This is a genomic window from Rhodococcus sp. P4_C10 (assembly GCF_056402135.1).
Genome location: NZ_JBFUHZ010000011.1, coordinates 132,237 through 150,004 on the forward strand (window position 1 = coordinate 132,237; position 17,768 = coordinate 150,004).

General features: G+C 65.4%; 15 protein-coding genes and 1 pseudogene. 5 read left to right on the top strand and 11 right to left on the bottom strand.

What is annotated here, in order from left to right:
- Positions 1-15: 15 nt before the first annotated feature.
- The 3 genes from AC1DWC_RS10585 to AC1DWC_RS10595 all read left to right on the top strand — a co-directional run bounded on the left by AC1DWC_RS10585 (position 16) and on the right by AC1DWC_RS10595 (position 2,712).
- Positions 16-1,032 carry a hypothetical protein gene (locus tag AC1DWC_RS10585; RefSeq protein WP_477907809.1) on the top strand — a complete coding sequence of 339 codons (1,017 nt, stop codon included), beginning with the start codon at positions 16-18 and terminating at the stop codon, positions 1,030-1,032.
- Between the two features lie 222 nt (positions 1,033-1,254).
- Positions 1,255-2,013, top strand: a complete 759-nt coding sequence (locus AC1DWC_RS10590; protein WP_072844540.1) for a hypothetical protein — start codon at positions 1,255-1,257, stop codon at positions 2,011-2,013.
- A gap of 3 nt (positions 2,014-2,016) precedes the next feature.
- Positions 2,017-2,712: a hypothetical protein gene (locus AC1DWC_RS10595; protein WP_477907811.1), complete on the top strand. Its 696-nt coding sequence runs from the start codon at positions 2,017-2,019 to the stop codon at positions 2,710-2,712.
- Between the two features lie 50 nt (positions 2,713-2,762).
- On the opposite strand, the gene AC1DWC_RS10600 is transcribed toward AC1DWC_RS10595, so the two are convergent.
- Complete coding sequence (locus AC1DWC_RS10600) at positions 2,763-2,984, bottom strand: hypothetical protein (RefSeq protein WP_477907813.1); 222 nt, start codon at positions 2,982-2,984, stop codon at positions 2,763-2,765.
- Positions 2,985-3,293: 309 nt separating this feature from the next.
- Here AC1DWC_RS10600 and AC1DWC_RS10605 point away from each other — a divergent pair, with 309 nt between their 5' ends.
- Positions 3,294-3,620 carry a hypothetical protein gene (locus tag AC1DWC_RS10605; protein WP_477907815.1) on the top strand — a complete coding sequence of 109 codons (327 nt, stop codon included), beginning with the start codon at positions 3,294-3,296 and terminating at the stop codon, positions 3,618-3,620.
- 166 nt (positions 3,621-3,786) lie between these two features.
- On the opposite strand, the gene AC1DWC_RS10610 is transcribed toward AC1DWC_RS10605, so the two are convergent.
- From AC1DWC_RS10610 to AC1DWC_RS10630, 5 genes and pseudogenes are all read right to left on the bottom strand, one after another.
- The gene (locus tag AC1DWC_RS10610) at positions 3,787-4,242 is read right to left on the bottom strand and encodes a hypothetical protein (RefSeq protein WP_072844543.1); all 456 of its coding nucleotides are present in this window, start codon (positions 4,240-4,242) and stop codon (positions 3,787-3,789) included.
- A 242-nt stretch (positions 4,243-4,484) separates the two neighbouring features.
- Positions 4,485-5,393 carry a hypothetical protein gene (locus AC1DWC_RS10615; protein WP_477907817.1) on the bottom strand — a complete coding sequence of 303 codons (909 nt, stop codon included), beginning with the start codon at positions 5,391-5,393 and terminating at the stop codon, positions 4,485-4,487.
- A 129-nt stretch (positions 5,394-5,522) separates the two neighbouring features.
- Complete coding sequence (locus tag AC1DWC_RS10620) at positions 5,523-6,074, bottom strand: hypothetical protein (RefSeq protein WP_477907820.1); 552 nt, start codon at positions 6,072-6,074, stop codon at positions 5,523-5,525.
- Between the two features lie 65 nt (positions 6,075-6,139).
- Positions 6,140-6,778: a helix-turn-helix domain-containing protein gene (locus AC1DWC_RS10625; RefSeq protein ID WP_477907900.1), complete on the bottom strand. Its 639-nt coding sequence runs from the start codon at positions 6,776-6,778 to the stop codon at positions 6,140-6,142.
- 88 nt (positions 6,779-6,866) lie between these two features.
- Positions 6,867-7,118, bottom strand: a pseudogene (locus AC1DWC_RS10630) (recombinase family protein); the annotation flags it as partial.
- Positions 7,119-7,409: 291 nt separating this feature from the next.
- Between AC1DWC_RS10630 and AC1DWC_RS10635 the strand changes: the two are divergent.
- Complete coding sequence (locus AC1DWC_RS10635; RefSeq protein ID WP_477907903.1) at positions 7,410-8,327, top strand: DUF3644 domain-containing protein; 918 nt, start codon at positions 7,410-7,412, stop codon at positions 8,325-8,327.
- Positions 8,328-8,510: 183 nt separating this feature from the next.
- Here AC1DWC_RS10635 and AC1DWC_RS10640 read toward each other — a convergent pair whose 3' ends face one another.
- The 5 genes from AC1DWC_RS10640 to AC1DWC_RS10660 all read right to left on the bottom strand — a co-directional run bounded on the left by AC1DWC_RS10640 (position 8,511) and on the right by AC1DWC_RS10660 (position 17,178).
- Entirely contained in the window at positions 8,511-11,588 is a 3,078-nt protein-coding gene (locus AC1DWC_RS10640; protein ID WP_477907823.1) for a type I restriction endonuclease subunit R, read from the bottom strand.
- 3 nt (positions 11,589-11,591) lie between these two features.
- Positions 11,592-12,797 (bottom strand): restriction endonuclease subunit S, encoded by a 1,206-nt coding sequence (locus AC1DWC_RS10645; RefSeq protein ID WP_477907826.1) that lies wholly within the window; start codon positions 12,795-12,797, stop codon positions 11,592-11,594.
- On the bottom strand, positions 12,790-14,364 hold the full coding sequence (locus AC1DWC_RS10650) for a type I restriction-modification system subunit M (protein WP_477907828.1): 1,575 nt from the start codon (positions 14,362-14,364) through the stop codon (positions 12,790-12,792). The genes AC1DWC_RS10645 and AC1DWC_RS10650 overlap by 8 nt, the downstream gene beginning before the upstream one ends.
- Positions 14,365-14,620: 256 nt before the next feature.
- Positions 14,621-16,702, bottom strand: a complete 2,082-nt coding sequence (locus AC1DWC_RS10655; RefSeq protein WP_477907830.1) for an N-6 DNA methylase — start codon at positions 16,700-16,702, stop codon at positions 14,621-14,623.
- Positions 16,699-17,178, bottom strand: coding sequence for an NYN domain-containing protein (locus tag AC1DWC_RS10660; protein WP_477907832.1), 480 nt, complete (start codon positions 17,176-17,178; stop codon positions 16,699-16,701). Before AC1DWC_RS10660 ends, AC1DWC_RS10655 begins: the two co-directional genes overlap by 4 nt.
- Positions 17,179-17,768 lie beyond the last annotated feature (590 nt).

The following is a 17,768-nucleotide window of genomic DNA, read 5'->3' on the forward strand; positions in this document are numbered from 1 at the left end:
GAACCTGGAAGACCCGTGGCCCTCGCGCGAATGCGCATCTGCGCCACGCTGATCCACGACGAGCACACACCAGCATGGGAGGATTCGGCGATGAACCGGGCATGGGGTGGGCGTGCGGGATACGTGACAGTGATGTGCGCGGTGATCGTCGCGGCGACGGCGGGCTGTGGCAGCGACGACCCCGGCTCGGGCGCAGCCTCGGTGTCTGCGGTCCCTACCTCGACCGACGTGCCGGCGAAGTCCACGGCACCTGATCCTCTCGGATCGGAACTCTCCTTCACCGGTGACGGCCAGACCGCGGCCCGGGTGACCGTGCTCAACTTCGACCCGGCCGCCGCCCCCGAGGCGCCGGCCCCGCCCGGCGGAGGGCACTGGGTCGGCGCCGAGGTCCAGACCTGCATCGACGGGGCGGAGGCCCCGATCGGGGTCGGTTGGTCGCAGTGGTCGGTCCTCGACGCCACCAACGGCCGGTACCCGGCATCGAGCCTGACGTACAACCAGTTCCCGCGGCCCGAGTATCCGGTCGGCTCGGAGGTCGTCAACGTCGGTGAGTGCGTGCGTGGCTGGGTGGTCTTCCCCGTGGCTGACGGCGCCGCGATCGACCGGGTGCGCTACACCCCGAACCAGTCCGTGAACGCGACGTGGTCCACGGTCGGCGCCACTCCACCGGCGCCGCCGGCCGCGGCAACGCCTGTCCAGGAGGCCCCACCGGTCGAGGCGGCCCCGGAACCGGACCCGGTCGTGGTCGAGACCACCGAGGAGGCCGAACCCGCCCAGTCGTCGGCCGGGGTGGTGACGGTGGGTCAGCCCTGCTCGTCGGTCAGCGACATCGGTACCGACGTCAACACCGGCGGCGACATCGTCTGCGTCTACATGGGCGCCGGCGGCGGCACGAAATGGGTCATGAGCGCCCCGATTTCCGGGGTCAACAACCCCGGGGAGGCATGCGACCAGGCGACCGAGAACGTCTCGTCCACACCCGCAGGCAAGGCGATCATGTGCGCCGGCGGCGAGTGGGTGTACGGCCCGTAGTCGAGACGGGAGACCTGTCCGGCCGGCGACGCGCCGCCGCTCGACGGGCCTGCTGGGGTCGCCCGCCTGCGAATCGGCTGATCGCAGCCCTGCCGTCCACTGCGCCGGGAACTCGGTCCACGCGGGCTGCAGGGGCCGGTTGCACGCGGGCTGTCGACGACAACTACCAACCGAGGTACGCTGGGTACGTCCGATACGGAACGTACCCATTGGAGGGTTGAGATGGCCGCTGATGTCCTTTCCGGCGCTGGCTGTGCCCACCACCCGGTCGACGCCGATGCCGCGGTCGAGGCGTACGCCGCCGAGATCGCCACGGCGGGCGCCGAGTTCACCGTCCGCTCGAACCTCACCTGCCTCTCGGCAGCCCTCATCAGGGCCACGGATCGTCACGGCACCGCCAACCGCCCAATCGACCAGCCCCACGTCTTCTACGTCCCGCGACGTTCGCCCGGTGCAGGCCCCGGCGACCTCGTCGCGGCGTTCACCGAGCTCGGCGTGACCGCCCTGACGGCGCAACAGCGCCTCCAGCTGGCCCAGGACCTGATCGGGACCGTGACCGGGGGCGACGACCACGCCCAAGAGCGCGCCCGCGCGGAGGGCCGCGACTCGATCCTCGACTCGTTCCAGCTCATCGACTCGCTGGCCGTCGCCGCCATCCTCGCGCCCACCAGCGCACCCACCCGGAGCGTGGCGCAGAAGCGTCGCAAGGCCGGCGACCTGATCGGCCTGCCGATCGGCACCCGCCCGGACTACCGCTACCCGGCCTTCCAGCTCGACACTCAGCAGCACCGCATCCACCCGCTGGTCCGGCACGCCAACCAGCGACTCGACGTCGAGAACGACCCCTACGGCGCGGCGAGCTGGTGGCTCACCCCCACCGACATCCTCGATGGCCGCAGCCCGCTCGAGGACCTCGAGGCCGGTGACCTCACCGAGATCGCGATCGACAACATCCTCGACACCGCCCGCCGGGGCATGTGACCCGTGCGCACCGACAACGGCGCCCCCGCGCACACCGACGTCATCGCCGCGGGCACGCAACTGTGGCGCGTCCACCGCACCGACAGCCGCCACCCCGCGAACTCGTTCAACTCCACGAACATCGCGCCACTCGTCGACGCCCTCACCATCGACCCCCGCCGCGAGCGGATCCCCCAGCAAGGCCGCTTCGACCCGGTCCACGACGACACCGTCTGCCCAGGCGGGTCCAGGCTCGGCGGATACCTGTACGTCGGGCTGAGCGTCGGCGCGGTGGTCGCCGAGGGCATCCTCCGGTCCACCGACATCCCGAAGTCGGGAATCCTCTCTGCCGCCCATCTATCCGAGCTGTCGATGAGCCGGATGATCCTGCAGCAGGACGTGATCGTGGCCGTCCTCGACACCCAGCCCGGACTCACCGCGCTCAACCAGAACAACTCGCTGACCGGCTGCACGTGGCGCGAGTACGGCAGCACCCGCACGACGTGCACCGCGATCCTCGTCGCAGCGCCCGCGGCACGCGGCGTGCGGTACCGGTGCAGCAACGGATTCGATGCGCGGTCACTACTGCTGGTCGAGCGGACCGACCCGCCCACCATCGAGGTGGAGCGCACCGGCGACCTCGTCCGGCCGGGGTGGGCCCGCGATCTCGTCGAGGAGTCGCTGTTCGTCGACTTCGGTGTGGTCCTCGACCGGCCCTGACCGGTCCGGCGGGACACCGCACGCCCACCCGCCTGAACCTCTCCGCTCTTCTACGCTTCGCGGATGTCGCTCACCAGCCAGATCACGTCGCCGGCATCACCTTTCATGCGCTTCGCCGCGACCGAGCTCCCGAACTCCGCCGCGGTGACCGCGCTCAAGGACGGCGTGCACCGCGGCAAACTCGCCGCGGCCGGCAGCCACGACGGGAAGCGTCCGGACTGGTCGCTCATCGGGACCGTATCGACTTCCGGCTGCGTCTCGCGTTCACCCATGCCGCGCCGGTCCCGGCGAGCGCGCAGCGGGGATACGCCGCCCTCCACCGCAGGGCGTTACCGGGTGGGTGCGACACACTGCTGTCCGACCTGACGGAGGCGGTCACCGCCATCCTCGCCGAGGGCCCGCCGGCCACCGCCGCCGCCGACCTCGCGCTCCCGGAATCAGCCGAGATCGAACTGATCCGACTCTGCGTCGTCGCTGCCCAACTCGACCAGTACGAGACCGCGGAGGAGTACGCGGCGGGCTCCTTCAAGGGACGGGCCGAGTTCTGCATCGGCGGTACCTGGGTCGCGTTCTACGGCGGAATGTCCTGGGGAGATGAGCCGTTCGACGGGTTCGATGCGGTGAACGCGCTCTCGTGCCTGCCCGGCCTCGCTGTCGCACACACTGCGCCGCCGGCGCCGAGGCTGGCCGACCGGATCCTCGACGGCCTCACCGACGACGGGGGACTGGATGGTGACCTGGTGCAGTGGATCAACGCGCATCCCGTGCAGGTGCGGGAGATGGTCGAGGCGCAGATCGAGTCGCGGGAATCAGTGATCTCCGACGCCGTGGATTCTGTGCTGAGCGCCGCGGTGGCGGACGTCCGGGTGGCGGTCCAGATGGAGGTCGCCACCCTGATCGGCCAGTAGCGTCCCGGGCCCGCCGGCGACCATCAAGGTCGACGGCGGGCCGACACCCCATCGACCATGGCGGCCTCACGCAGGGGAGTCACCGCGCGATGCGCCGACGATCCGCTGGAGGAGAGGCTGTCCAGGCGGCCGGCCAGGGGCGATCAACTCGCTCGTCCGACAAGCCTTAGGGGCGGGTGCAGCCGTTTCCTGCGCACCTCCAGCCGTTTCCGAGCATCACACCGGTTTCTGGTCCGGGTATGACGTTGCCGTTCTCGTCGCACAGCACGTCATAGCCGCAGGTGTAGGGAACGACGACTTGGTGGGTACTGGGGTCGGCCATCTGCACTCCGTTGGGATACGTGCAGACGTTTCCGTCGCAGACGGGGGTGTTCGCTGCAGCCTCGGCCGCAACAGCCTGATCTTGGACGGACTGGCAGTAGTCGGAGTAGCCGGTGGCTGTTCCGTCTGACCAGTATGTGGTGACAGGCCCCATCCCGGGTTGGCAGTCGACGATGACCGGCTCCGGGGCGACGACCGCCTCCGTCGCGATCGGTTCCTGAACCATCGTCGCCGGAGCGGGCGTGTCCTGAGCTGCCGTGGGTATAGCCTCCATCGTCGTCGAGATACCGGAGGGCTGCACCGAAGATGTTTGTTCAGTAGATGCGGTTGGATCAGAACTGCACCCGAACAGCGTCAATGCCGCTGCGACCGTGATTGCCAGATGCCATCGCTTCATAGCGCCTATACCGGCGGAAGTGGCTCGCCCGTTACGCCCCACGGGCAGGGCGTCAAACATGCTCTAGTCGCCGGCTGACAACCGCCTTCACCCAGAAAACAGTGTGGCCGCCCAATTCCGGGGCGGCCACACTGGCAACTACAGCGCTACGGCGACCCCGTGACCTCGGGCTTCCACTTCTCAAACTTCGGGCTATTGCCCGCGATAAACCACGTGATCTCGAAGGCTGACTCCGCATCGCTAAGCTTGCCTTCGTCTTGGTCGATACCGCCGACGTACGAAGCGACCCAATCAGACGCCTCCTTCGGAACCATGACGTTCTTCCAGTAGTCCTGGTCGTGGGAATCCATGAAGTCGCCGATCGTGTCGGCAGACTCGGCTTGGATGATCTCCTTGTCGGTCACCACGTCGACGAGAACCTTGGCGGTTCCGGCACCGCGCGCGACGTCGGCAACGATCAACTTGATCTGCTCTTTGTAGGCGTCGGTCGAGTAGTCGAGCTTTGCGGTGTGGACCCAATGCTGATCGAGCTTGCCCATGCCCGCGCCCTCGTTAACGGTGACCACCTCGTATTTCGGCCCCTCGTATGAGTACGGCCTGACCTCCTGCGTCGGGGACTGGGCGGTCGGCTCCTCGCTCGGTGCCGGAGTCGGAGCGGCGCTCTTGGTCGCTGAGGCCTCCGTCGCGTTGGGTGCTTCGCTCTCGCCTCCCACTGCACTCGCGATCACGCCCACGAGGACGAGGATCGCAACCAATCCGCAGACGATGCCCAGCGTCACCTTCTGGGTCTTCGGCTGGAGGCGACGGAACGCTGCATACGCCTGAGCCGCGTAGGATCCAACTCCCTTCGGCTTGACCTTGCGGAAGGAAAGTTCCGTCCGCAATGTGCCTTGAGTCTGGGAGACGAACTCCCAACCCTGGTCCTGCCACTTCGTCCTCGTCGCTCCCTCACGACCGCGAATCGTCTTCACCGTCATCGTGCGGTACTGCATGTCGTTCGAGGCCCTGTCAGGGCCCTGGATGGGCGGCGGCGATGGCGGCGTCTGCTCGGTCACGGTCTGACCTTAAGCTAGAGCTGGAGTGGGGCACTTCCACAGGCCCCATGTCGGTCCTCGATAGGAAACCCATGCCGCACTACGGATGTCGACATCCTCGGAGCCGGCGGAGGTTACTCCGGGTGGGAACTACTTGACCAGGCGAGGGTTGATGAAGTCGATGACCATCGCGACCAAGCCGAGGACGAGGATCACCGCGATGATCCCCAGAACCCACTGGACCGCAGGGAACAGGATCAACGCCCCGGCAAACGCCCCGATCGCCACCAGGACCACTACCGCCCATGCCGCCTGCGTCTTCCATCGCTCCGACGGCTTGCGGCGATACATGACTGCCGCCCGTTTGGAGAGCGGTGAGATCCGGCCGTCCGACTGAAACTCGAACAGCGCGATTCCCCTGGCGTTCGCAAACGCCTCGGCGTCTTTCGTGTAGCCGCCCCAGGAAAAGTGAACCCAGCGATCCGCGGACTTCTTCGAGTACACGTCCTTGTGCACTGATTCGAGCTGCGTCGCGTTGACCGGGCTGGTCTGCACCGTCCCGCGGCCAACGACGCCCTTGCCGTCGACATGGAACACGTCGTCGGCCTTGCCCCGACGAGTGCTCACTCCGGCGAAGTCCATGTCCTTCATATGGTGGACAACATGCTCGAACATATAGCGGCGACTGATCGCAGGCTTCACTGCTACTCCAGGGGACTCAAGCGGACGCTCTCCGAATCGCAAACGAGTTTCGAATCTAGATGATGTCAGATGTGGTTGGAGCACAACAGATTCGGTGTGGTTCGCCAGCCCTGCTCTTCGAGCCACCGTCGGGTCGCTGCCGACAGATCAGCATCCGGTTCAGTGCCGATGACCAGCGGGCCGTCCCCGCAGCGTCCACAGGCAACGGCGGTCACCCGCTCGTGGGGCTGGCAGCGGACGCAGTGCCGCTGCTCGCTCACTCGGCCTGTGCTATCGAGGTGCAACCAGACGGTGTCGAGGTCGTTGAGGTGAGGGACCGCCTCCCGACTCGTCGGCGGACGGTACCCGCACGTCGGGCACATTAGCCGGTCGTCGCCGGGACGAGGATTAGCGGCGGACACCGGTGGCAGAGCCACGTTCTCGGTCAAGGCCTCGACCGGCGCCAGGGGAGCGGCGGCGGTGACCTGATCGGCTGGCCGCGGTGGCAGGTGTCGGTAGAGGGTTGAGCGGGTCATTCCGGTCTTGGCTGTGATCTCGGCGGCGGTGGCGCCGGCATCTCGCAGTTGGATGGCGTGGGCGAGTTGGGATTCGGTGACCACCGGCGGTCGCCCGGCGCGCCGGCCCTTCGCGGTGGCGACCTCGCGGGCGTGGGCGGCGCGTTCGAGGGTGTAGGTGCGTTCCATCTGTGCGAACAGAGCGAGCATCACGACGGCGAGTTTGGGCCATCGGATCGTCCGGGTTGCTCGAGTCGATCCGGATCAGGTCGGCCAGGTTACGGATCCCGATCCCACGCTCGCGCAGCTCGTGGATCAGGTTGAGAGTGTCGCGGATGTTCCGGCCCAGCCGGTCGAGGGTGTGCGTGACGATGACGTCGCCGTCACGGGCGTACTCGAGCAGTGCGGTCAGCCCGGGGCGGTCGGTGGTGGCCCCGGAGTTCTTGTCCACGTAGATGTTCGCCGGGTCGATCCCCGCTTTGGTGAGGGCGTCGATCTGCCGGTCGAGGTCCTGCTTCGTTGTCGACACCCGCGCATACCCCAGCTCCATGACCGGAGCGTGCCGAAAGTTGTTTCCGTAGCACTGTTTAGACACGATGTTTTGGAATGAACTTATGAGACGTAGGTACCTGGGGTGATCCGCTTCGACGTCCGCCGGCCCGCGACCGTCCCACAACCAAGGATCTGAGACAGGTTATGGGTGTTGCGCTGAATCGCTAAGGTCCCTGGTCATGGCTCCCCGCGCGAATTGGTGGCATGTGCTCCAGGCATCCAAGAACGAAGTCAGGCTCGCTGTTGACCTCTACAACCGATCCGGTGAAGCAAGGCAGCTGGAAGCTTCATCGTCCACATGTCCATGGGGTGGCTCAAGCTCCTGCAGGCGTCCACCGAGAAGTCTGGTGGTGATGTTTACATACGAGACAAGCGAAACCGGAGGGTTCGACATCCTGAAGACGGTGGCTGGAAGCACAAGCCACTCAGCACATTGAAGGATGAGTTCTTCGATCAGAACGATCCACGAAAGTCGAACCTAGAGTTCTTCGTTGGACTCCGAAACCGCATCGAACACAGATACGAGAAGAACATTGCGGCGATGGTCGCGGGCCGTACTCAGGCCTACCTACTCAACTACGAGAACACGCTCGTTGAAGTGTTCGGCGAGGATGAAGCGCTGGGATCGGAGATCCGCTTCCCGTTGTTTCTTTCATCCATCACTGGAGGAGCGGTTGAAGCGATCAAGAAGACCCGCAGGCAGATCCCTAAAGGGACTCTGGAGTGGGTTCAAGATTTCGATGCTTCCATCGACCCGGACGTCGTTTCAGACCAGAAGTTCGACTTCCGCATCTATCTCATCCCGCACAAGGGGGCGAAGTCTGAGGCAGATGCAGCGATGACGTTCGTCCGAGCTGAGGACCTCACCGAAGAACAGAATTTGTTGGTCGATCAGGTTCAGACGATCATCCATGAGAAGCAGGTTCACGTGGCAGCACTGGGAACCCTTCTCCCAGGGAAAGTAGCCATGAAGGTGGCTGAAAGGCTTGGTCGAAGGTTCACTCAGCACAACCACACGCAGGCCTGGAACTACTTTGAAGTGCGACCAGCAGGTGACAGCGGAAACCCCGCTAAGACCAAGCAGGACTTCTGCCTCTACAACGCACCTTTTGGCTCCTACGTCTACACCGAAGCTTGGGTCGACTACCTCGTCCGAAAACTCAGTGATGAGAGCATCTATCAGGAGGTCATCTCACTGAAACTGTGAAATGCAACTGATCCCAAGCCCCCATCGCTTCCGCAGCGGAGTCGAAGGCGCAGTCCGCACAAGTGGAGCGTCCCGGGTGCGGCGGTGCTGCCGATACGGGACGGGGCATAGACCGGGTATATGTCGCTCGCGCAGCATGAGGCCCAGCAACCGCCAAAGGTTTGCTGGGCCTCGGTGCGGCCGTCAGTCAACGAGGTAGTGGGCTTCGATGTAGGCGACGGTGGAGTCGTACGGCTCGCCCACCGGCTTCAACATGTACCTGCGGAAGACCGCGGCTGTGGCGCGGCGGGCGCCGCGGTTGCGGGCGTCGGCGTTGTCCCATGATCGGGCGAGGGTGCGGGTGACGACCTGGTCGATCTCCTCGGCCAGGTTCCTCTCCGTCACCGTGAGGCCGGTCGGTGCGTGGTCGTGAATGATCCGCGACAGAACACCCACGTGGTCGTCGTCGAGCACGACCACTGCTTCGTCGGGGTGCTTCTCGGCGTTCACGATGGCGCGGGCGACCCGGAGTGCTTCGGCCAGGAACTCCAGTGCGTCCTGGGAGTTCTGGATGATCCGGTCCCTCAGTAGTTTGATCCGCTCGGCGAGGGCGGTGTACTTCGCGGACCCTGGTTCGACGCCCTTGTCGAGGGCAGCCTTGATGCGGTCGAGGATTTCCGCCGCGGACGGTGGCGTCTTGTCGTCGCTGCCGTCGGCGTCGGGCTTGGGGAGGACGAGGGCCAGCAACTCCTTGAGGATGGCGATGCCCTGGGCGTCCAGGGTGAGGGGTTCTTCTTGGCCGGCGACCACGGTGAAGGAGTGGACGTGGGCGTTGATGATCTCAAGAACCATCGGGCCCAGTTCGCCGAGGCGTTCTTTGCGCTCCTCGTCGGAGGACTTCTTGAACAGGGTCGTGTACACGGATCCGAACAGCCCGAAGCCGTCCCGGTACTTGGAGACGCGCTTGTCGGTGTTGATGAGCGGGTACAGGCGGGCCAAAAGGCGGTAGTCCTTAGTGAAGACCTCGGCTGCACCGGGGTTGGCGTCGAGGAAGACGTTGATAGCTCGCACGGACTCGTAGCTGTGCACCGTGAGGTCCAGGCCGTCGATGTCCGTGAGGAGGTCTTCGATGCGGGCGAAGGTGGTGCGGAACTCGGCGACCAGCTCGGACAGGTCGGTGACGAACCCGCCACCCTTGCCGGCTTCCTCGGAGGTGGGGTCGACCACGGCCCGCTGGACCTCTTCGGCCAGGCCGATGTAGTCCACGACCACACCGCAGGTCTTCACGAACCCGGTCGGGGACACCCAGGTCCGGTTCGGACGGGTGATCGTCTGGAACAGATTGTGGGCTTTGAGCGGCTTGTCCAGGTAGAGGACCCCCTCGTTGGGGGCGTCGAACCCGGTCATTAGCTTCGCGGTCACCACTAGGAAGCACAGCGGGTCGTCCGGGGTGAGGAACCGCCGCTTCTGCTCCTCCTCCTGCACCTCCGACAGCTGGTAGGCCCGCAGGGCGGGGTCCTCATCCTTGGCATCGGAGACCGAGATGTTCACCTCGGCGGTGATCTTCTCGTGCTTGCCGACCTCGTCGAGAACCTGTGCCGTCTCGAAGCTGGCCAGCAGTTCGTTGATCTTGTCCGTGTACGCGACAGCCAGCTCACGGTTGTAGGCGACGACCTGGGCCTTGAGGCCGTTGCGGTAGGTGCCGGCCAGATAGTGGTCGACGGTGTCCTGGCAGACCGCGTGGATGCGGTCGGGGTTAGCGAACACCGACGTCAGGCGCCCGAACTTACGGGAGAGGGCTTCACGGTCGGGGTCGTCGATGTCGAAGTCATCGGCGAACTCGTCGAACTCGGCCTGCAACTCCGCGTCGTTGAGCTCGAACGCGACCGGGTGGGGATCGAGCATGACCGGGACGGTCGCCTCGTCCAACAGGGACCGGGACACCGAGTAGCGGTGCAGCACCCGGCCCGGGTCGGACTCCTCACCGAAGAGGGCGAAGGTGTCTGTAGCGAGGTTGCGAACGGGGGTGCCGGTCATGCCGAAGTACTTCGCGTGCGGCAACGCCGCCCGCATCTGCCCGGCCAGTGACTTCGACCTGGAGGATTGGGTGCGGTGTGCCTCGTCGACCATCACGACGATGTTGGGCCGGGTCGACAGGTTCTTGCCGGCGTCGGCGAACTTGTGCACGGTGGTGGAGATGACCCCGCGCACGTCGTCGGCCAGCAGGGACCGCAACTCCGCGCTGGTGGCGGGCTGATGGAAGTAGGCGTCGCCCATCGCGGAGGTGAACACCCCGGAGGTCTGCCGCACGAGCTGGGTGCGGTCCGAGAGCAGGATGATCGTGGGCGATTCGGTTCGGGTGTCGGCCAGCAGCAGCGAGGCGGCGAACACCATCAGCAGCGTCTTCCCGGACCCCTGGTGGTGCCAGACCAGCCCCTTCGACCCGCCGGCGAGGACCCGCTGGTGGATCAGGTGCGCGCCTTCCATCTGCGGGTAGCGGGGCAGGTACTTCTTGTCGACCCCGCCGCCGGAGGTGTCGAAGAGGGCGAAGTTGGCGAGCATGTCCAGGACGGTGGCCGGATTCAGCAGCAGTTCGACGGAACGCTGCACGTCGGCCTGGCCGGACAGGTTCTCGTCGTCGGCGGTGGATCGGAACGGCTGCCACAGGTTGGTGGGTGCGCCGGCGGCACCGAACTTCAGGGTCAGCCCGTCGGAGGCGACGGCGAAGACGTTGGGGGTGAAGAACCACGGGTACTCGGCGGAGTAGACGTCGTTGATCTCGCGGGCGGCGTCGGCCCACCCTGACTTCGCGGTCGGTGACTTCACTTCGACCACGACCAGCGGCAGCCCGTTGACCCAGTACACGAGGTCGAACCGGCGGGACGTCTTGCCGGGGACGGTGATTGATACTTCGTCGGACACGACCAGCGTGTTGGCTGCCGGATCCTCGAAGTCGATGACCTTGAGTGGGTGCCACACGCCGGCGGCGTCCCGGAACTCCTTGTGCCCGCGCAGCAGGTGCAGCACCTGCTCGTTGGCCCGCACCAGTCCGCCCTCTACGGCGTTGACCGTGGCGATGATCTCCTCGACCACCGCATCCACGTCGAACCCGTCGACCACCCCCGGGTTGAACCGGACGATCGCGTCCCACAACTGACTAGTGAGCACCGTCTGCGTCGTCTCCCGCGGCAACGACCGCCCCGCAGTGAAGCCCCAGCCCATCGGGAGAGACCACTGGATCATCAGATTCTGGAACTCACGCTCTCGAATACCCTTAGCCACGGCTCAGACCACCTCGAACTCGGAGGACACGGCGTCGATGGTGATGCCTCGGTCCAGCAGGCCAGATACCAGGCTGGCGCGCGTTGCTCGCAGGCTGGCTGCCTGACCTCGGAGGGAGTCCATCGTCGCTACAACGGCCCCGAGACGGCGCGCCCAGTTCTGCTGGACAGCCAGCGGGACATCTGGGACGGGGAACCTGCTGAGGGTCGTGCGGTTGATGGAGGCGATACCTGTCGTCTGCGTACCGAATGTCGCGAACCAATCCTGGCCGAAAGTATTGCCCCAAGCCGATACGAAATACGGGTCGAAGCGTTGATCGGTGACCCGGACCCTGAAGACATGGTTCTGGTGGATGCAGTTGGGAATCTGGTCCTCCCAGACGTGTCCCCGGCCAAGCTTGTCCCTGTCCCCGCCCTCGTTCATCAGAATGTCGCCTGATTGCAGTCGGAGCTTTTCCGCCTTGGCCTGAGTGGTCTGGATCCTCGCCACCTCAGACAGATTCAGGTGGTGTCGAAGGACATTCGCCACACGGAGGTACGGCACCTCCACCAGGTCCGGCTGATTAAGATCTTTCTTGTTCTTCGTGAGACCTCCCGAGATCTCACAAAACGACGACAAGGGGACCGTCTCGACACCGGCAACCGCAACCGACATCTCCCGACCCAGCGCCCACCAGAGTTCATCGAGCACCTCTGCTTCGGCGTCGAGTGCGACAATCTGGTCGTCCACCGCACCAATGACCTCGAGGATCCTCCACTGGACAGGAAGCGGCGGAAGGGGAACGATCCATGCTTCGAAGTCAGCTTCCTTCCATCGCGCACGCCCCTCTGAGCCTGCACGGACGGCAGCGATCTGCCGCAACACTTCGGGGCGTTGGAAGTTGAGGAGCAGGAAACGGGCGTCCACCTCCCCGTCGTTCACTTCGTAGAGGGGGAACTCGTTCGTCGCCAGGGTGCCATCAAGATCAGCGGTGACGACATCGAAGGCACCCTTCTGGGTGTCGATCCGGTTGAACGTGAAGTCTGCTTCCCTCGCCCGATAGAGGGACTTGGCCTTGACTGTCTCAGTCGTTACGACACCCCTGTCGTAGGCGCCTTTGCCATACCACCGCACACCCATCGTCCGGTATTCGGTCCCGGGTTCTAGACGAACGATCTCCTTCCGCTGACGGGCGATCTTTCCCGCAGGAACGTGCCGCCACTCACTCATCGAAGCCCTCGATCCCGGCGGCAGCGAGCACTGTGAGCATGTACTGCTCGGCCTTCTGACGCTCTGCTCGGGCGATGTTGTAGGTGTCGATGAGGGTGCTGAGGTCTTCCTGCGCGGCGGCGGCTTGCTTGATGTAGCGGCCGATGTTGAGGTCGTACCCGTTCGCCACGATCTCCGTGGTCGGGGCGAATCGCGCTGCTAGTCCGCCGTCGCCGTCAGGGTCGACCGGGTTGCCGTTGGGGTCGAAGTCCGAGTGGTAGACGGTCACCACGTCGGCGATGTCGGCCTCTGTCAGGACGTTCCGGTTCTTGCCCTTGCTGAACCTCGTGGATGCATCGACGAACAGCACGCCGTCCTGACGCTTCGGGACTTTGGTGCCGGGGGCTCGGAGCACGAGCATGCAGGTCGAGATGTCAGTCGAATAGAAGAGATTTTCCGGCAGTCCGATGACGGCTTCGAGGAGGTCGTCGTCCAGGACGCGCCGGCGGATCGCTGCTTCTTCGCTGCCGCGGAAGAGGACGCCGTGGGGCAGGACGATGCCGGCGCGGCCCTTTCTCGGGTCCATGCTGGCGATCATGTGCTGCACGAATGCCCAGTCTGCCCACTTCGCCGGTGCGACTCCGCCGAGTGCGCGCGTGTCGTTGGTCCAGGGCTTCCACTTCAGCGAGTAGGGCGGGTTGGCGAGGATCACGTCGAACTGGGCGACGGAGCCGTCCGGCTTCTTGAAGCGCGGGTCCTTCAGTGTGTCGCCGACTTCGACCTTGAACTGGGTCAGGTTGTGCATGAAGAGGTTCATGCGTGCCACACCCGCAGTGTCCGGTACGGCCTCCTGCCCGTACAGGCTGAGGGTGTAGCCCCGCCCGCCGCGAGTCTTCAGGAGGTTCGCGGACGCGATGAGCATTCCGCCCGACCCGCAGGTCGGGTCGTACACCGACTCATAGCCTTTGGGGTCGAGGACCTCGACGATCAGCTCGACGACCTCGCGTGGGGTGAAGAACTGGCCGGCGCGGGTGCCGGACCCGTCGGAGAACCGCTTGAGCAGGTACTCGTACGCCCCGCCGAGCACGTCGTGGGACATGTTGCCCTCGTGCATCTTCGGGGTGCGGTCCATCGCCTGTATGACCGCCGCCAACACCTCCCCTGAGAGCACCTCCTCGGAGGTCCAGGTCATGGATCCGAACAGGCGGGAGAACTTGTCAGGGTTGGCCGTCTCGATGGCCTGCAGGGAGGCCCGGACCCGCTGACCGAGGCCGGGCTGGGTGATGGTGGCGAGGATCGACGACCAGGACGCGCGACACTCCTGGACGGTCCCGGGGTGGATGAGCGGGATCTCGAACAACTGGTAGTCGCGGTACTCGATCTCGTGAGCTTCCTCGGCGGAGAGGTCGTCCAGGCCATCGTTGTCGGCCAGGAATGCCTGGTGTTGATGCTCCCAGGTGTCCGACAGGTACTTCCAGAACATCAGTGGGAAGACGACCGAGGAGTATTGCGCTTCGGGCATCGCCACGCGCAGCTCATCGGCGGCGTCCCACAACCGGTTCTCGATCTCCTGCTGGGTCACTGTCATCAGTCGGGGTGTCCTTGCTCGTCAAAAATGGGGGTGGGGGGGACCTGCAGGTCGTGATGGTTCCGGCTTGTCAGCCTATTTCGGAGGTTCCCGGCATCTACACACAGGCCTTGGCTGCAGGCGTGGGCCCGCAGCACGAGATCGACCGGGCTTCGTCGCGTTGGAGTGCCCGCACGGGGCGGGTCGCAATGCCCGCCCCGTCGACGCATCATCCTCGACCGTGGCCCTCATCGGCAGGGCCAGGTGATGCCGCCGGTCACTCGTCACCGGGAATCGTGACGTTGTAGCGCAAGGCGTCCCGCATGGCTCCACGGGCCGACTGCGCGTGTGCGAGCAGGGCGCGGGCTTGGTCGGTCAGGATTGCGACAGCCATGTCTGCCAGGCGCACGTGCGCCTGCTCGTCGCCGGACACCAGCGGAATCTCGAGGAGTCGGATGTCGGTGCGACCGATACCGGCCCCGGTCTGGAAGCGATCGTTCCACGATCCAGTGAGGACGAGCGAAAGGTAGTAGGGGTTGAGTTGGCCCATATCTGTACTGCGAAGCCGGTAGGTTCCGTATCCCAGGAGATGCCCGCCACCGGTGTCATCTACCACGGCGCCGACGGCCCCGTGGGTGGAGACCAGCACGTCGCCGTCCTCGGTGAGCTCGGCCCGCAGGTTCACGGGGACCGTGGCGGTGTCCTCGATGACGGGGAGCTGTCCGTTCTTGATCTGGGCAGGTGTGAGGTACAGGTGCGCGAGTTCGTCTGGGAGATCGGTGGACTTCACCCGTCCGGGGCGCATCTCGAGAAGGCCCTGGTCGATGAGATCGCCGACGGTGACGATGCGGGCGCCGCGGGTTCCGGCGAAGTGGTGCAGAGATGCGCTGGTGCCGGAGATGCGGTCGAGCGTCTCGTTGAGGTCCTTCCAGCTGTTCAGGTAGGTGTCCACGACCTCAGCCGGGTTGCGGCCGGCGACCTGGATCCACCGGGAGGGCGACAGGTTTCCGTCGGAGGCGAGGATGTCGCGCACATCGACACGCTGGTGCGGCACGTCGATGTCGGCGCCGTCCAGCGCAGGCAACCAGCCGCCGATACGCTTCTCGACATCGACGACGTCGGAGGCGTCGATGAACAGGACATCGGGGCGTCCTTCGTCGGAAGGTGCCCGCAGTACCCATACAGCGAGATTGACCGCGACATGAGGCAGCATTCTCCTGGGCAAGCCGATGATGGCCTCGACGCAGCCCCGACGCACGAGTTCGGTTCGAACTGCCTTCTCATTGCTACGGAATAGGGTTCCGTCGGGCGTGACCACGAATCCGCGGCCGTGCTCAGCCAGGTGGGCGACGGTGTGCTGGATCCACGTCGTCTCGGAGGAGCGACGGGTGGGCATCCCGAACTCCCACCTGGGATCGGATACATGGATCGACGGGGGAAGTTGCGCCGCATACGGGGGTTCGGCAACGACGATGTCGGCCCGCAGCTGCGCGTCGAGGTCGTCTGTGAGAACGTCGCCGGCGGTCAGTTCGATATCGACGCCGCGCAGGTAGGCGCGCTGGGCAGCCTGCCGCAGCACGTGCCTGTTGATTTCGTGCCCGACGACCCGCTCCGGATGTAGACCAGCAGCGAGGGCCGCCAGGAGCGCGGCACCAATTCCGCAGGCTGGGTCGTACAGGACACGACCGCCGTTGGCGGCCGCCAGATTACCGAGCACTTCGGAGACCCTGGAGTCGACGAAGCCATGTTCGAGCCCGCTACGGACCTGCGCGCGCGCAACCTTGGCGAGGACATAGTCGGCGGTCGATGCGAGGGCGAGGTCCGCGGGGGCGATGCCAGAGAGAGCCCTGACAACTACATCGACAGCGACCGGGTCGACGCGGGCAGACTCGACGGGCTGCTCGACGAGAAGCGACCACCGCGGGTCACGCCGGGCTTCCACCTGAGCCACGCGGGACAGGGCTTCGAGCCCACCATGGATGACGTCGTCTTGGACTTGGGTCCACGGGGAGGGCTCGGTCGGGGATTCGTCTGAGAGCTTGCGCGCGCAGGCGAGGGCGAGGATCAGGTCGCCCATCGCGGCTGGGGAGATGGCGCCGCGTAGGGCGTTCATGGTGGACCAGACGTGGGCTTCGCCGTGGTCATTCTTGACGGAGTAGCCGCGGGAAGAGAGCCATGCGAGGGCCTCGTCACGGGCGAACAGGGGTTTTGCAGCGGTGCCGCCGCGGACTTCGGGGAAGTCGTCGGCGCGCTTGCGCCAGTTGCTGACGGCGCCTCTAGTGACGCCGGCCATTTCGGCGATGTCGCTGGGTGCCACGAGGGCCTGACTGGTGGTGTCGTTCATGCTGTCCTTGCTCATGCGGCACCTCCGAGGGCGCCGTCGGCGTAGTGGTCGGTCAGGTAGAGGGCTTGGTGTGCGGCCAGGTGGAGTCGCTTGGAGAGCCCATCGGGGTGGGCGACAACGGTCACGCGCAGACCGTGGGCCGCGAGGCTGGCGATCTTGTCGGTGAAGATCCCATCTCCGGAGATGAGGACGATCTCGTCGAACCGGTACTCGACGTCCTCGTCGAGAACCGTGAGGAGCGCGCGGTCCGCGCCGTCGGGGCCGGAGCCGACGACGTACCGCAGGTTGGCCCAGGCGCAGCCGACCGGCAGGAGTCCGATGTGGCTGGTGCCGATGACGATGTGGTCTGCCACCCCGATCCTGAGCACCTCCCGAATCTGCGCCTTTGCCCACCGGACTGCGTCTTCATGCAGGACGGCCCCACCGATGACGTTCTCGATGTCGACAAGCACGAGCCGACGGCCCCGCAGGCACCGCTTCGGCGAAAACACCGCCACTTCTCCTGAAAACATAACCCACTCCAATTTCTGTGTAGATCCGATTGTCACCTCTCGATTGATACGCTAGCACACGTAGATTTGATTCACAGCACTTTCGCTAGGTGTCTGGTTCACGGCCTGACATTCCTTGCTGGCGCCCGGTTCTCCCGCACTCGGTGGTCCAGAGGACGTCGGTGCTCTGAGGTAGAACCAACGGTGAACCGCGTACACGGTCCGCGGGCAGAGGGGAGGACAGCATGGTGTGGGGCGATGTCGCGACGTGGATCGGCGCGATAGCAGCAGTCGCGGCAGCATTCGTGGCGATCGTGCAGACACGCAAGGCCGGCCAGTCCGCACAGGCTGCCGGTGCCGCCGAGGTAAGGGCCGTGGACGCCGCCGAACGCTCGGCCACCGCTGCGGGCCGCTCCGCCGTGTCACAGAGCAGATCACCGTTCGCTGACGCGACATCGAAGAAGGGAAAGAACGCGTGTGGTCACGTGAGTTGCCCTCTCGTCCGTCCCGCGGCCACTCATAGCGAGCTCACTGGTTGACATAAGAGGCAGTTGCCGGCACCCAACGATGACGAATTGCATCTGGTGCAG

Excerpts from the sequence above, each read along its gene's own strand:
- AC1DWC_RS10600 (WP_477907813.1), bottom strand. The coding sequence starts at position 2,984 with ATGGGTGAACGCGAGACGCAGCCGGAAGTCGATACGGTCCCGATGAGC.
- AC1DWC_RS10655 (WP_477907830.1), bottom strand. The coding sequence starts at position 16,702 with ATGAGCAAGGACAGCATGAACGACACCACCAGTCAGGCCCTCGTGGCA.
- AC1DWC_RS10590 (WP_072844540.1), top strand. The coding sequence starts at position 1,255 with ATGGCCGCTGATGTCCTTTCCGGCGCTGGCTGTGCCCACCACCCGGTC.
- AC1DWC_RS10625 (WP_477907900.1), bottom strand. The coding sequence starts at position 6,778 with ATGCTCGCTCTGTTCGCACAGATGGAACGCACCTACACCCTCGAACGC.
- AC1DWC_RS10605 (WP_477907815.1), top strand. The coding sequence starts at position 3,294 with ATGTCCTGGGGAGATGAGCCGTTCGACGGGTTCGATGCGGTGAACGCG.
- AC1DWC_RS10650 (WP_477907828.1), bottom strand. The coding sequence starts at position 14,364 with ATGACAGTGACCCAGCAGGAGATCGAGAACCGGTTGTGGGACGCCGCC.
- AC1DWC_RS10645 (WP_477907826.1), bottom strand. The coding sequence starts at position 12,797 with ATGAGTGAGTGGCGGCACGTTCCTGCGGGAAAGATCGCCCGTCAGCGG.